We start from the raw sequence: 14,250 nt of genomic DNA, 5'->3' as shown, positions 1-14,250 counted from the left end.
CAACACGTCCGCGGAACAGCCGGTATTACAGGTGGCTGTCCAGGAATGCGGTGAGCTGCGACTTCGACAGCGCGCCGACCTTCTGCGCGGCGGCCGCGCCGTTCTTGAACAGGATCAGCGTCGGGATGCCGCGCACGCCGAACTTCGCAGGCGTTGCCTGGTTGTCGTCGACGTTGATCTTCGCGATCTGCAGCTTGTCGCCGTAATCCTTCGCGACTTCGTCGAGGATCGGGGCGATCATCTTGCACGGGCCGCACCATTCGGCCCAGAAGTCGACGAGCACGGGCTTGTCGGATTTGACGACGTCCTGTTCGAACGATGCGTCGCTGATGTGTTTGATCTGTTCGCTCATTGGGTCAATACCTCTTACGGTTCGGGGACTGCCTGCTCGGCGCGTTGCGGCGCTCCGGCGGCCTTGTCGGCTGCCGGCCGCTGCCGCAGGTCACTCCCCTCTCCGGAAGGAAGGGCGTAAGCGCTGCTTGGCGCGGCTCGCGGGTCGTTCGGGCGTCATATTAGCCTAAATTGCTATCTGCTGCGGGCGGCGATAGTAGTCGCTACGCGAGTAGGGGTACGACGCGCCGTTTGACCGTTGTGTCCCGAACGTGGAGGCCGGCGCGCAAAATACAAGAGTCACGAAGCGTCACGATATATGACCGCGGGTTCGCGCCGGATTGGAGAGCCCGCACGCGCGTCGGTTTGCTCGATCCTTGGCCTTGTTGCGAACAAACGGTCGCATTCGGCCGGAAGCGGTGATAGAATATGCCGTGACGGGCCTCCTCGCATGGTGGGGCGGTGAACCTGGTCAGGTCGGGAACGAAGCAGCCACAATCGTTTTCCGCCAGTGCCGAGGGTCGGGCTCGTCACCTTTCCTCTCGCCCCGTTCGCCGGGCGTTTTTTATTTCTGCGTCATTCTCCGTTCTACCTGCGCATTGCCCGTCTTCCGCACCGTTTCACGTGTCGGCGCGACGCAGCGTTACTGATACAATTTCCCGATGACCTATCAAGTTCTCGCACGCAAGTGGCGTCCGAAGGATTTCGCTTCGCTCGTCGGCCAGGAGCACGTCGTCAGGGCGCTCACGCACGCGCTCGACGGCGGGCGTCTCCATCACGCCTATCTGTTTACCGGAACCCGCGGCGTCGGCAAGACGACGCTGTCGCGGATCTTCGCGAAGGCACTCAACTGCGAAACCGGCGTCACGTCGCAGCCGTGCGGTGTGTGCCGCGCGTGCCGCGAGATCGACGAAGGTCGCTTCGTCGATTACGTCGAAATGGACGCGGCGAGCAACCGCGGCGTCGACGAAATGGCCGCGCTGCTCGAGCGCGCGGTGTACGCGCCCGTCGATGCGCGCTTCAAGGTCTACATGATCGACGAAGTGCACATGCTGACGAATCACGCGTTCAACGCGATGCTGAAGACGCTCGAGGAGCCGCCGCCGCACGTCAAGTTCATCCTCGCGACGACCGATCCGCAGAAGATTCCCGTCACGGTGCTGTCGCGCTGCCTGCAGTTCAACCTGAAGCAGATGCCGGCCGGGCACATCGTGTCGCATCTCGAACGGATCCTCGGCGAAGAGCGGATCTCGTTCGAGCAGCAGGCGCTGCGCCTGCTCGCGCGCGCCGCGCAGGGCAGCATGCGCGATGCGCTGTCGCTGACCGACCAGGCGATCGCCTATTCGGCGAACGAAGTGACCGAATCGGCTGTGTCGGGCATGCTCGGCGCGCTCGATCAGACCTACATGGTGCGCCTGCTCGATGCGCTCGCGGCCGGCAACGGCCCGGAGATTCTCGCGATCGCCGACGAGATGTCGCTGCGCAGCCTGTCTTTTTCCACCGCGCTGCAGGACCTTGCGAGCCTGTTGCACCGGATCGCGTGGGCGCAGTTCGCGCCGGGCTCGGTTCTCGACGAATGGCCGGAAGCGGCCGACCTGCGCCGCTTCGCGGAGACGCTGAGCCCCGAGCAGGTTCAACTGTTCTATCAGATCGCGACGGTCGGACGCGCGGAGCTCGGCCTTGCGCCGGACGAATACGCCGGCTTCACGATGACGTTGCTGCGGATGCTCGCGTTCGAGCCGGCCGTCGGCGCCGGCAGTGCGCCAGGCGGTCAGCCGGCCGTGCCGCGTGCCGTGCCCGCGGCTGCGCCGCGTGTGGCAGCCGCCGCGTCGGCGGCGCCCAAGCCGTCTTCGGAACAGGCAACCGTCGCGGGCGTAGCACGCCCGCAAGCGGCCGCTCCGGTCGCGCCCGCTGCGCGTCCGTCGCCGGCCCGGTCTGACGAAGCGGTGACTTCGCCTGCCGTGAAGCCTGTTTCGACGCCGGCAGCGGCTGCTGCCGCAGCGCCGCAGCCGGAAGCAAACCCGGCACCGCAGGCAGCACCGGCGAGCGATGCGCTGCCCGCTGTCCGCAACGAACCCGAATTGCCTGCTGCCGCCACGCGCAACGACGAACCAGCGCCGGCTGCCGAACAGGCGCCGCGTGCCGTGCCGGCCGAGCCCGCCGCGCGCCCGGCGGCCCGCGGCGGTGCGGCTGCCGCACTCGACGTGCTACGCAATGCCGGCATGCGCGTGTCGTCCGACCGTTCGCGGGCGGGCGGCGCGTCGAAACCGGCGGCGGCCCAGCCGGCCCCGGAGAAACCGGCGGCATCGCGACCTGCCGTGCAGGTGCCGACGCCGCGCGCGGCGGCACGAGCGCCGCAGCCAGCCGACACGCGCCAGGCTCCGCCGCCGTGGGAAGACATTCCGCCGGACGAATACGTGCCGCTCAGCGCCGACGAGATGTTCGGCGGTGCGGCGGACGACGGCTTCGTACCTGTGTTCGACAGCGGCCCCGATGACGTGCGCATTGCGCCGAAGGCAGCGGAGGCCCGTCCGTCCGCACCGGTCGACACGCGCCCGCTGCCGCCTGCGATCGCGCTCGACCCGGTCGGCTTCGACGGCGAATGGCCGGCGCTGGCCGCACGGTTGCCGCTGAAGGGCGTCGCGTATCAGCTCGCGTTCAACAGCGAGCTGACGGCCGTCGACGCGACGACGTTGAAACTGTCCGTGCCGGTGCCGCAGTACGCGGACGCCGCCCAAGTCGCGAAACTGAAGGCCGCCCTGGCCGACGCGCTCGGCAAGCCCGTCGAGGTCGAGGTCGAGGTCGGGCCCGCGCGGCGCACCGCGGCGGCGCTGGATGCGGCGGCGCGTGCGGCACGCCAGCGCGAGGCCGAGCAGGACATCCATGGCGATCCGTTCGTCCAGCAACTCGTGCGTGACTTCGGGGCGCGTATCGTCGAAGGCTCGGTGCGGCCGCTCGCCGATTTGGCGCCGGACGGCACATCCCCGACGCTGCATTGAACGAATCGCACCGCGACAGGCACAATCACGCCCGCACATATTGACCGGCGCGCGCCGCGTGCCGGTTTTCACACGATCAAGAAGGAGTATTCCCATGTTGAAAGGCAACCTCGCCGGACTGATGAAGCAAGCGCAGCAAATGCAGGAAAACATGAAGAAGATGCAGGAGCAGCTTGCGCAGATCGAAGTCGAAGGGCAGTCGGGTGCCGGGCTCGTCAAGGTGACGATGACCTGCCGCAACGAAGTGCGCCGCGTGGCGATCGACCCGAGCCTCCTCGCGGACGACAAGGACATGCTCGAGGATCTGGTCGCGGCAGCGTTCAACGATGCCGTGCGCAAGGCCGAGGCGACGTCGCAGGAAAAGATGAGCGGCATGACGTCCGGCCTGCCGCTGCCCCCGGGCTTCAAGCTGCCGTTCTGAGCGCAGCGTCCGTTCAGTCCGATCAGTTCGTTCTGCTTTCAGCCGCCGTATGAAACAGCCGTCCGCCCTGTCCGCCCTCGTCGAAGCGTTGCGCGTATTGCCCGGCGTCGGGCCGAAATCCGCGCAGCGCATGGCGTACCACCTGATGCAGCACGATCGGGAGGGCGCGGAGCGGCTCGGCCGGTCGCTGCTGTTCGCGACCGAGCACCTGCAGCACTGCGAGAAGTGCAATACGTTCACGGAAGCGCAGATCTGCGAGGTGTGCAGCGACGAGGAGCGTGATCCGACGTTGCTGTGCGTCGTCGAGACACCGGCCGACCAGATCATGCTCGAGCAGACGATGACGTATCGCGGGCTGTATTTCGTGCTGATGGGGCGGCTGAGCCCGCTCGACGGAATCGGCCCGAAGGAAATCCATTTCGACCGCCTCGTGCGGCGCGCGTCCGACGGGATCGTCAAGGAGGTCGTGCTTGCGACCAACTTCACGAACGAGGGCGAGGCCACCGCGCACTACCTCGGCCAGACGCTGAAGGCGCGCGGGCTCGCGGTCACGCGCCTCGCGCGTGGCGTGCCGGTGGGCGGCGAGCTCGAATACGTCGACGCGGGCACGATCGCCCGCGCGATGCTCGACCGCCGCACGATGTAAGCCGGGCGCCGCCGGCCGGCGGCGCCGTTCCTCATGTCAGGGAGACACATGAGCGCCAGTCAGGGCCCCCTCGCGGGCGTCAAAGTGCTCGAATTCGGGACGCTGATCGCGGGGCCGTTCGCGTCGCGCCTCTTCGGCGAATTCGGCGCGGAAGTGATCAAGATCGAGGATCCGAACGGCGGCGACCCGCTGCGCAAGTGGCGCAAGCTGCATCCGGAGCAGGGCGGTACGTCGCTGTGGTGGTCGGTCCAGGCCCGCAACAAGAAATCGGTCACCCTCAACCTGAAATCCGATGCCGGCAAGACGATCGCGCGGCAGCTCGCGCGCGAGGCCGACATCGTGATCGAAAACTTCCGCCCGGGCCTGCTCGAGAAGCTCGGGCTCGGCTACGACGTGCTGTCGGCCGACAACCCCGGTCTCGTGATGGTGCGCCTGTCCGGCTACGGGCAGACGGGCCCGTACCGCGACCGGCCGGGCTTCGGCGCGATCGCCGAATCGATGGGCGGGTTGCGCCACATCACCGGCTATCCGGACCTGCCGCCGCCGCGCATCGGCATCTCGATCGGCGACTCGATCGCCGCGCTGCATGGCGTGATCGGCGGGCTGATGGCACTTCACCACCGCAAGGTGAACGGCGGCGCGGGGCAGGTGGTCGACGTCGCGCTGTATGAAGCGGTGTTCAACATGATGGAAAGCGTGGTGCCCGAGTACGGCGTGTACGGGATGGTGCGCGAGCGCACCGGCGCGTCGCTGCCGGGCATCGTGCCGTCGAACACCTACGCGTGCCGCGACGGCAGCATCGTGATCGGCGGCAACAGCGACCCGATCTTCAAGCGGCTGATGAAGGCGATCGAACGCGACGATCTCGCCGACGATCCGGCGCTTGCACGGAACGACGGCCGCGTGCCGCGCACGCAGGAGATCGACGATGCGATCGCCGCGTGGCTCGCGCCGCGCACGATCGACGAGGCGCTTGCCGTGCTCAACGCGGCGGACGTGCCCGCCGGGCGCATCTACAGCGCCGCCGACATGTTCACCGATCCGCAGTTCGTCGCGCGGCAGATGATCCAGCGCTTCAAACTGGCCGACGGCACGGACATTCCGCTGCCGAACATCACGCCGAAGTTGTCCGGCACGCCGGGCGAAACGCGCTGGCTCGGGCCCGAACTCGGCGAGCATACGGACGAGGTGCTGCGCGGCCTTGGCTACGACGCACAGGCGATCGCCGCGCTGCGCGAGGCCGGCGCGATCTGAGTGCCCCAAGGCCGGGCGCTTCGCGTCGGGCTTGCGCGAGGGCGGCCTCTCCCGAGGAGCACGCTTTGGGGCGGGAAACGCCGGGCGGCACAACGTTGTCTCGCGCCCGCGGAACGCCGCCGTGCAATGCGGCGGCGCACCGCGCACGCGTCGTGCATGCAGGCCCGTCCGCAGCCGCCTGACTGTCGCTCTCGCGCCATCTTTCCTCGGTTACAATCGCCGGATGCGAATCCTACTCAGCAACGACGACGGCTATCTCGCCCCCGGTCTCGCCGCGCTCAGCGACGCGCTGCAGCCGCTGGCCGACCTCACGGTGATCGCGCCCGAGCAGAACTGCAGCGGCGCATCGAATTCCCTCACGCTGTCGCGGCCGCTGTCGGTGCAGCGCGCGACGAATACGGGTTTCTTCTACGTGAATGGCACGCCGACCGATTCGGTGCACGTCGCGTTGACGGGGATGGCCGACGCGAGGCCCGACCTCGTCGTGTCCGGGATCAACAACGGCCAGAACATGGGCGAAGACACGCTCTATTCAGGGACCGTTGCGGCCGCCACCGAAGGCATCATGTTCGGCGTGCCGGCCATCGCGTTTTCGCTGGCCGAGAAGGGCTGGGCGCATCTGACGGACGCGGCGCGCGTCGCCGCGGAAATCGTCGAACACTACCTCGCGCATCCGCTGCCCGGTCAGCCGCTGCTGAACGTCAATATCCCGAATCTGCCGTATGGGGAACTGAAAGGCTGGCAGGTCACGCGCCTCGGCAAGCGTCACCCGTCCCAGCCGGTGATTCGCCAGACCGACCCGCGCGGCGAGCCGGTCTACTGGATCGGTGCCGCGGGTGCTGCGCTGGACGCGAGCGAAGGCACCGATTTCCACGCCGTCGCAAACGGTTTCGTATCGATCACCCCGCTGCAGCTCGATCTCACGCATACGCAAATGCTGCCCGCAACGCGCGAATGGGTGCGCGCAGGAGGGCGGGCTTCATGAGCGGCGAGCGCGCGAAGCGGTTTCCGCTCGCGCTCGAAGATCTCAAGCGAGCGCCACGCAAATCGGAAGGCCGGGCCGGCGAACGCCATGCGGCGGGCGCGGTGCCGAAGGCCGTCGACAAGTCCGCCGCCGTGCTGAAGCCGGTGGCGGTGAAGACGGGCGTCGCCCGCCCGGTGCCCGGCACGACCGCCGCGAAGCCGGCGACCGCGCCGAAACCGACCGCGCTGAAGCCGGCGATGCCCAAGCCGGCTGCGCCGAGCGTCGCGCCGGCCGGTGCGTTCGCGCTGACGTCGGAACGTGTGCGCGAGCGCATGGTCGAACGCCTGCGCGCGAACGGCGTGACCGACGCGCGCGTGCTGGATGCGATGGCCGCGGTGCCGCGTCACATGTTCGTGGATCCGGGGCTCGCGACGCAGGCCTATGAGGATGCCGCGCTGCCGATCGGTCATCAGCAAACGATTTCAAAGCCGTCGGTCGTCGCGCGCATGATCGAGCTCGCGATGGCCGGCCGCACGCTCGAGCGCGTCCTCGAGATCGGCACCGGTTGCGGCTACCAGGCCGCGGTGCTGAGTCACGTGGCACGCGACGTGTATTCGATTGAACGCATCAAGCCGCTCTACGAGCGCGCAAAGCTGAACCTGCGGCCGCTGCGCGTGCCGAACATCCGTCTGCATTACGGCGACGGGCGTGTCGGTCTGCCGTCCGCGGGCCCGTTCGACGCGATCGTGATCGCGGCGGCGGGGCTCGACGTGCCACAGGCGCTGCTCGAGCAACTCGCGATCGGCGGGCGGCTCGTCGCGCCGGTCGGCGCGCAGAGCGGGCGGCCTCAGGTGCTCACGCTTGTCGAGCGCGTCGCGCACGCGCAATGGCGGGAGTCACGGCTTGATCGCGTTTTCTTTGTCCCTTTAAAATCCGGAGTGATTTGAAACCGATGAGTATGTTGCGCGCGATGCAAAACAACCGAACCAGGGAACCGCTCACGTTCGCCCAGCGCGCGATCTGTGTGGCTGCGTTCTCCACGCTACTGGCCGCCTGTGCGACGCGGCTCGACAACGCGCCCGTCGTCGACCGCTCCGGAACGCTCGGCACGACTACCGCCGCCCAGCCGGCGGTGCCGCTCGGCCCGCCGCCGCCAGGCTTCTACCGTGTGAAACCGGGCGATACGCTGTACCGGATCGCGCTCGAAAACGGACAGAACTATCGCGACATTGCCGCGTGGAACAACCTGGCGAACCCGAACCAGATCGAAGTCGACCAACTGCTGCGCGTCACGCCGCCGGGCGGTGCCGCGGTTGCAGGCTCGCCGGCTGCCGCGCCGATCGCAGGCGCCGCCGTCGCGACCGCACCGCTCAGCAGCGGTCCCGCGACGCCGGCCGCAGGCTCGTCGTCCGCGGTCACGCCGCCGGCTGCCGCCGCATCGAGCGATACGGCCGCGGCGCCGAGCGGCCCCGTGACGTTCGCATGGCCCGTGCGCGGCCCGGTGCTGAACGGTTTCGACGACGCGAAGAACAAGGGCGTCAATATCGGCGGCACGTCCGGCGAGGCCGTGAAGGCGGCGGCCGACGGCCGCGTCGTCTACTCGGGCAACGGCCTGCGTGGCTACGGCAATCTCATTATCATCAAACACGATGCAACTTACCTCACGGCGTATGCACACAATCGCGCTTTGATGGTAAAAGAGGGGGACGCGGTAACGAAGGGGCAAAAGATCGCCGAGATGGGTAACAGCGATGCCGACCGCGTGATGCTGCATTTCGAGGTTCGCCGGCAGGGTAAACCTGTCGATCCGCTGAAGTATTTGCCGCCTCAATAACCGAGACGACCATGCCGAAATCGAAGCGCCACGAGCCGCAAGCCGAATCTGAGAAGATCAGTCGTGCCACGCAAGCATCGGTGGAGCGAGCTGGCGCTTCGACGGACGACGAAGACGACGTCGCGGAAAACGAACGTGATCTCGAGGCACGCGACGCCGAAGCGGACGGCGACGACGAGCGCGAAGGCCGTGCGGAAGCCGCGCCCGACGTCGACGATTTCCGCGCATTGCTGCAGGCCGAACTCACGGCCGACACGATCCAGCATTACCTGAATCGCATCAGCGTGAAGCCACTCCTGACCGTCGAGGAGGAGCAGCGCTATTCGCGTCTCGCGAAGGCCGGCGAATTCGAGGCGCGGCAGGTGATGATCGAGCGCAACCTGCGTCTCGTCGTCAGCATCGCGAAGGGTTACCTGAACCGCGGCGTGCCGTTGCTCGACCTGATCGAGGAAGGCAACCTCGGTCTGATGCACGCGATCGAGAAATTCGACCCGACGCGCGGCTTTCGTTTCTCGACCTACGCGACGTGGTGGATCCGCCAGAGCATCGAACGGGCGATCATGAACCAGGCGCGCACCGTGCGCCTGCCCGTGCACGTGATCCGCGAACTGAACCAGGTGCTGCGCGCGAAGCGCCACCTCGAAAAGAACTCGATGTCGACGGGCGAGGCGGCCGAGCGCCGCGAAGCCAGCATCGACGACATCGCCTATCTCACCGGCAAGACCGCCGAGGAAGTCACCGACATCCTCGCGCTCAACGAGCACACCGCGTCGCTCGACGCGCCGCTCGATCTCGATCCCGCGAGCAGCCTGCTCGACCTGCTGCCCGACGACCAGAGCCAGTCGCCCGACGCCGAGGTGCAGCACCGCGAACTCGAGACGCTCACGCGCGCGTGGCTGTCGCGGTTGTCCGACAAGCATCGGCACGTGATCGAGCGCCGCTTCGGCCTGAACCACATCGAACCGGCCACGCTCGAGGAGCTGGCCGACGAGATGGGGCTCACGCGCGAGCGGGTGCGGCAGATCCAGCAGGAAGCGCTGGTGCGCCTCAAGCGGTTCTTTGCCTCCAACGGCGTGCGCAAGGACGCCGTTCTGTAACTGATGACTCCGATTCTCGTTTTTGACATCGAGACCATTCCCGATGTCGACGGCATTCGCCGTCTGGAAGACCTGCCCGCGACGCTCGACGATGCCGCGGTGGCCGAACATGCGTTCGCCGCGCGCCGCGAAAAGACCGGCAGCGATTTCCTGCCGCATCACCTGCAGCGCATCGCGGCGATTTCCTGCGTGTTCCGCGACAACAATGGTTTTCGCGTGCGCTCGCTGGGCACGCCCCAGGACAACGAGGCGACGCTCGTCCAGTCGTTCTATCGCGTGATCGAGAAATACACGCCGCAGCTCGTGTCGTGGAACGGCGGCGGCTTCGATCTGCCGGTGCTCCATTACCGTGCGCTCGTGCATGGGATCCCCGCGACGCGTTACTGGGATCTGGGCGAGGACGACCGCGAATTCAAGTGGAACAACTACATCTCGCGCTATCACTCGCGACACACCGATCTGATGGACGTGCTCGCGATGTATCAGGCGCGCGCGAATGCGCCGCTCGACGCGCTCGCGAAGCTGTGCGGCTTTCCGGGCAAGCTCGGGATGGACGGCAGCCAGGTGTGGCCTGCGTTCCAGGACGGACGGATCGAGGAAATCCGCAACTATTGCGAAACCGACGTCGTCAATACTTACCTGCTGTATTGCCGGTTCCAGCTGATGCGCGGCGGCCTGACGCCGAGCGAGTATGCTGACGAGATCCTGCTCGTGAAGAACGCGCTGGCACAGGAGCCCGCGTCACATTGGGCCGAATACCTGGCCGGTTTCGACGTGTAACGCGGGAGGCTCGCGCCGCGGCAGCGATCAATCGAGTTCGAGCACGATCGGCTGGTGATCCGACGCGCGCACGTCGCCGTCGATCTCGCAGAGCGTGACGCGTGGCAGCAGCGTATCGGTCACGAACACGAAATCGCATGCGAGCGGCCCTTCCGACCATTGCGCCGTGTCGTAGACGCCGGCAGTCGGCGGTGGCGTGCAGCCCGGGTGGCGGGCAATCCACGCATCGACGAACGGCGGCGCGTCGGCGATCGGCGCCAGCATGCGCCGGTACGCATCGCTGCCGAACGCGCTGTTGAAATCGCCGCAGACGATCGCGTCGCGCGGCTGGTCGGTCGCGCTGAACGGCCCCGTCGCATTTTCCGCCGGCGCGGGCCGGTCCGCGTGGGCGCAGGCCTCTCGGTGCCGATCGTGCAACGCATCGACCTGCGCGAGTCGCTGGCGCGCCGAATAGTATTCGAGGTGCGTCGTGACGACCCGCAGCGGGCCCGGTGGCGTCACCAGCTCGACGTCGAGCGCGACACGCGGCATCGATGGCGCGCCCGCGTCGGCCGGCCACGGCAGCAGGTGGCGCAGCACGCGCCGGACGGGCAGCCGGGTCGCGATCGCATTGCCGAACTGGCGACGCGGCGCGCCGGGTTCCAGCGCCGGCAGGTCGGCGCCGAACGCGTCGACGATCGTATAACCGGGCAGCAACGCCGCCAGTTCGGCGAACTGGTCGGGGCCCGGCCGGCCGGGCAGTGCGCCGAAGCCGCGCGTCACTTCCTGCAGGCACAACACGTCGAAGTCGCCAAGCCGGCGGGCGGCGGCGATGGTGCGGGGAAGGTCGACGACGCCGTCCGCGTCCCGACCCCATTGAACGTTCCAGTCGATCAGTCGCATGGTCGAGTCTCCTGCGAGCAGAACTTATGCCGTCCGTGGCCTGGCGAGACGCCGCGCATGCGGGCCGGCGGCAGACCGTGCCTGTATGACGCGGTGTGGTAGGCGCATCCATATCGACGCTTGCGCCACGAAAGCGGGCGATGCGGGCTTTCGTCGTCTACAATCTCGCCTTCTTCAACGTTTTGTCAGGAAAAGCTGGTGTCCGAAGCCGTCCCCACTTCTGCGCGCAAATCGAAAAATGCGCCCGTCGCGCCCGGGCCTGCCCCGGTTCTCGAGATCGAATCGCTCGACATGGAAGCGCGCGGTGTCGGCCGCACGACGACCGAGGACGGCTCGCCGGGCAAGGTCATCTTCGTCGAGGGCGCGCTGCCCGGAGAGCGCGTGACCTATTCGAGCTATCGTCGCAAGCCGAGCTACGAGCAGGCGACCGTCGTCGATATTCTGCGCCCAAGCGTGCTGCGCACGCAGCCGAAGTGCAAATTCTTCGGCACCTGCGGCGGCTGCTCGATGCAGCACCTCGACATGCGTGCGCAGGTGGCGATCAAGCAGCGCGTGCTCGAGGACAACCTGTGGCACCTGTCGAAGCTGCGCGCCGAGACGATGTTCGCGCCGATCCACGGCCCGTCGTGGGGTTACCGCTACCGTGCGCGCCTGACCGTGCGCAACGTCGCGAAGAAGGGCGGCGTGCTCGTCGGATTCCATGAAAAGAAGAGCAGCTATGTCGCCGACATGACGAGCTGCGAAGTGCTGCCGCCGCACGTGTCGGCGATGCTCGTGCCGCTGCGTCGGCTGGTGGAGGGGCTGTCGATCCGTGACCGGATGCCGCAGATCGAGCTCGCGGTCGGTTCGCAAGTCACGGCGCTGGTGCTGCGCGTGCTGGAGCCGATCAATGCGGATGACGAAGCGCTGCTGCGCGCGTTCGCGGACGAGCACAAGGTGCAATTCTGGCTTCAGCCGAAGGGCCCGGACACGGTCGCGCCGTTCTATCCGCTGGACGTGCCGCTCGACTACACGCTGCCGGAGTTCGGCATCCGCATGCCGTTCAAGCCGACCGACTTCACGCAGGTCAACCATCAGATCAACCGCGTGCTGGTGGGCCGCGCGCTGCGCCTGCTCGCGCCGTCGCGCGACGATCGCGTGCTCGACCTGTTCTGCGGGATCGGCAACTTCACGCTGCCGCTCGCGCGGCTGTCCCGCGAGGTGATGGGCATCGAAGGCAGCGAGACGCTGACGACGCGCGCGCTGGCGAATGCGCGCGAGAACGGTGTCGACGGCCACACGACGTTCGCGTGCCGGAACCTGTTCGAGGTGACGGGCGACGACCTTCGTGCGCTCGGCGCGTTCGACAAGTTCCTGATCGACCCGCCGCGCGAAGGCGCGCTCGCGGTGTCGAAGGCGCTGGCCGAAATCGCGCAAAGCGGCGACGGCCCGCTGCCGAAGCGCATCGTCTACGTGTCGTGCAACCCGTCGACGCTCGCGCGCGATGCGGGCCTGCTCGTGCACGAGGCCGGCTATCGGCTGAAGGGTGCCGGGGTCGTTAACATGTTCCCGAATACGTCGCACGTCGAATCGATCGCGCTGTTCGAGCGCGACTGAGCGGACGGGCGGTGGACGTAAAAAAACCGGCCCACGAGGCCGGTTTTTTTCGGTGTCTAGCGACCGTCAGTTGCGATTGCCGCCGAAGATGCCGAGCAGCGCGAGCAGGTTCGTGAACACGTTGTACAGATCGAGGTAGATCGCAAGCGTCGCCGAGATGTAGTTCGTCTCGCCGCCGTTCACGACGCGCTGGACGTCGAACAGCATGTAGGCCGAGAAGATCGCGATCGCGAGCACCGACACGGTGAGCATCAGCGCCGGCAGTTGCAGGAAGATGTTCGCGACCGAGGCAAGCAGGATCACGATCACGCCCATGAACAGCCACTTGCCGAGCCCCGAGAAGTCGCGCTTGCTGACCGTGGCGATCGTCGCCATCGCGGCGAAGATGATGCCGGTGCCCCCGAACGCGAGCATGATCAGCGACGGGCCGTTCGAGAAGCCGAGGATGAAGCTGAGCAGGCGCGACAGCATCAGGCCCATGAAGAACGTGAAGCCGAGCAGCACGAACACGCCGGCCGCGCTGTTTTTCGTCCGCTCGATCGCGAACATGAAGCCGAACGCGATCGCGAAGAACGCCAGCAGGCTCATCATCGGGCTGGTGGCCGCGAACAGCGAGAAGCCCGTCGCGACGCCGACCCATGCCCCCAGCACCGTCGGCACCATCGACAGCGCGAGCAGCCAGTACGTGTTCCGCAGCACGCGATTGCGAACCTCCGCGGTGCTGACGGAGCCGCCGCGGCCGAAATTGTACGGATAGTCGTTCATGGTTTCTCCTAACATTGAACGCGTGGGCGTCCCGGGCCGGTTCGGCGCACGCGGTGTGCGGCGCAGCAAACCGGAGCAGCTATGGCTAAGATACGTTCCGCACCGCTTGGTTTCAATGGAAGGGCGGCGCAAAAACATATGGATTCTGAACCTTTCACTCGTGTAAGGGTTCAATCGCAATGATACACGGGATCGTGCTACAATAGCGGATTCATTTGAACCTGTAACTTCTTAATTTCTTGGAGTTTTTATGGCAATCGAGCGCACCCTGTCGATCATCAAGCCGGATGCGGTGGCAAAGAACGTGATCGGCCAGATCTACAGCCGTTTCGAAGGCGCCGGCCTGAAGATCGTCGCATCGCGCATGGCACACCTGTCGCGTGCTGACGCAGAGAAGTTCTACGCAGTTCACGCAGCACGTCCGTTCTTCAAGGACCTCGTCGATTTCATGATCTCGGGCCCGGTGATGATCCAGGTTCTGGAAGGTGAAGGCGCGATCCTGAAGAACCGCGACCTGATGGGCGCGACGGATCCGAAGAAGGCGGAAAAGGGCACGATCCGCGCCGACTTCGCCGACAGCATCGACGCGAACGCCGTGCACGGCTCGGACGCAGCGGAAACGGCTGCGGTCGAAATCGCGTTCTTCTTCCCGGAAATGAACGTTTACTCGCGCTAAGCCCTG

At 66.8% G+C, this 14,250-nt stretch carries 14 protein-coding genes and 1 other RNA gene; 12 read left to right on the top strand and 3 right to left on the bottom strand.

Annotated features, from left to right (window positions below; all coding sequences use genetic code 11):
- Positions 1-25: 25 nt before the first annotated feature.
- On the bottom strand, positions 26-352 hold the full coding sequence (gene trxA / locus ACT2FV_RS25795; protein WP_006402348.1) for a thioredoxin TrxA: 327 nt from the start codon (positions 350-352) through the stop codon (positions 26-28).
- A 414-nt stretch (positions 353-766) separates the two neighbouring features.
- Between trxA and ffs the strand changes: the two genes are divergently transcribed.
- The 10 genes from ffs (at position 767) to ACT2FV_RS25745 (ending at position 10,325) form a co-directional block, all read left to right on the top strand.
- Positions 767-865: signal recognition particle sRNA small type (ffs, locus tag ACT2FV_RS25790), an RNA gene on the top strand.
- Between the two features lie 127 nt (positions 866-992).
- Positions 993-3,329 (top strand): DNA polymerase III subunit gamma/tau, encoded by a 2,337-nt coding sequence (gene dnaX, locus ACT2FV_RS25785; RefSeq protein WP_444505075.1) that lies wholly within the window; start codon positions 993-995, stop codon positions 3,327-3,329.
- Between the two features lie 94 nt (positions 3,330-3,423).
- On the top strand, positions 3,424-3,750 hold the full coding sequence (locus ACT2FV_RS25780; protein ID WP_006755698.1) for a YbaB/EbfC family nucleoid-associated protein: 327 nt from the start codon (positions 3,424-3,426) through the stop codon (positions 3,748-3,750).
- A 49-nt stretch (positions 3,751-3,799) separates the two neighbouring features.
- Complete coding sequence (gene recR / locus ACT2FV_RS25775; protein WP_014896897.1) at positions 3,800-4,396, top strand: recombination mediator RecR; 597 nt, start codon at positions 3,800-3,802, stop codon at positions 4,394-4,396.
- A 48-nt stretch (positions 4,397-4,444) separates the two neighbouring features.
- On the top strand, positions 4,445-5,650 hold the full coding sequence (locus ACT2FV_RS25770) for a CaiB/BaiF CoA transferase family protein (RefSeq protein WP_124622639.1): 1,206 nt from the start codon (positions 4,445-4,447) through the stop codon (positions 5,648-5,650).
- 223 nt (positions 5,651-5,873) lie between these two features.
- Complete coding sequence (gene surE, locus ACT2FV_RS25765; RefSeq protein WP_059604358.1) at positions 5,874-6,635, top strand: 5'/3'-nucleotidase SurE; 762 nt, start codon at positions 5,874-5,876, stop codon at positions 6,633-6,635.
- The gene (locus ACT2FV_RS25760; RefSeq protein WP_444505074.1) at positions 6,632-7,561 is read left to right on the top strand and encodes a protein-L-isoaspartate(D-aspartate) O-methyltransferase; all 930 of its coding nucleotides are present in this window, start codon (positions 6,632-6,634) and stop codon (positions 7,559-7,561) included. Before surE ends, ACT2FV_RS25760 begins: the two co-directional genes overlap by 4 nt.
- A 5-nt stretch (positions 7,562-7,566) precedes the next feature.
- Positions 7,567-8,448: a peptidoglycan DD-metalloendopeptidase family protein gene (locus ACT2FV_RS25755; protein WP_174920151.1), complete on the top strand. Its 882-nt coding sequence runs from the start codon at positions 7,567-7,569 to the stop codon at positions 8,446-8,448.
- 11 nt (positions 8,449-8,459) lie between these two features.
- Entirely contained in the window at positions 8,460-9,545 is a 1,086-nt protein-coding gene (gene rpoS, locus ACT2FV_RS25750; protein WP_059604367.1) for an RNA polymerase sigma factor RpoS, read from the top strand.
- A gap of 3 nt (positions 9,546-9,548) precedes the next feature.
- Positions 9,549-10,325 (top strand): 3'-5' exonuclease, encoded by a 777-nt coding sequence (locus ACT2FV_RS25745; RefSeq protein WP_151049901.1) that lies wholly within the window; start codon positions 9,549-9,551, stop codon positions 10,323-10,325.
- Positions 10,326-10,352: 27 nt separating this feature from the next.
- Here the strand turns inward: ACT2FV_RS25745 and ACT2FV_RS25740 are convergent, their stop codons facing one another.
- The gene (locus ACT2FV_RS25740) at positions 10,353-11,207 is read right to left on the bottom strand and encodes an endonuclease/exonuclease/phosphatase family protein (RefSeq protein WP_151049899.1); all 855 of its coding nucleotides are present in this window, start codon (positions 11,205-11,207) and stop codon (positions 10,353-10,355) included.
- Positions 11,208-11,405: 198 nt separating this feature from the next.
- Between ACT2FV_RS25740 and rlmD the strand changes: the two genes are divergently transcribed.
- Positions 11,406-12,803 (top strand): 23S rRNA (uracil(1939)-C(5))-methyltransferase RlmD, encoded by a 1,398-nt coding sequence (gene rlmD, locus ACT2FV_RS25735; protein WP_151049897.1) that lies wholly within the window; start codon positions 11,406-11,408, stop codon positions 12,801-12,803.
- Positions 12,804-12,869: 66 nt separating this feature from the next.
- On the opposite strand, the gene ACT2FV_RS25730 is transcribed toward rlmD, so the two are convergent.
- Entirely contained in the window at positions 12,870-13,568 is a 699-nt protein-coding gene (locus ACT2FV_RS25730) for a Bax inhibitor-1/YccA family protein (protein ID WP_006761414.1), read from the bottom strand.
- Positions 13,569-13,818: 250 nt separating this feature from the next.
- On the opposite strand from ACT2FV_RS25730, the gene ndk reads away from it, so the two are divergent.
- On the top strand, positions 13,819-14,244 hold the full coding sequence (ndk, locus tag ACT2FV_RS25725; protein ID WP_006478674.1) for a nucleoside-diphosphate kinase: 426 nt from the start codon (positions 13,819-13,821) through the stop codon (positions 14,242-14,244).
- Positions 14,245-14,250 lie beyond the last annotated feature (6 nt).

Source organism: Burkholderia sp. PR2 (assembly GCF_052372875.1).
Classification (GTDB): domain Bacteria; phylum Pseudomonadota; class Gammaproteobacteria; order Burkholderiales; family Burkholderiaceae; genus Burkholderia; species Burkholderia diffusa.
This window is presented reverse-complemented; position numbering and strand designations above follow the sequence as displayed.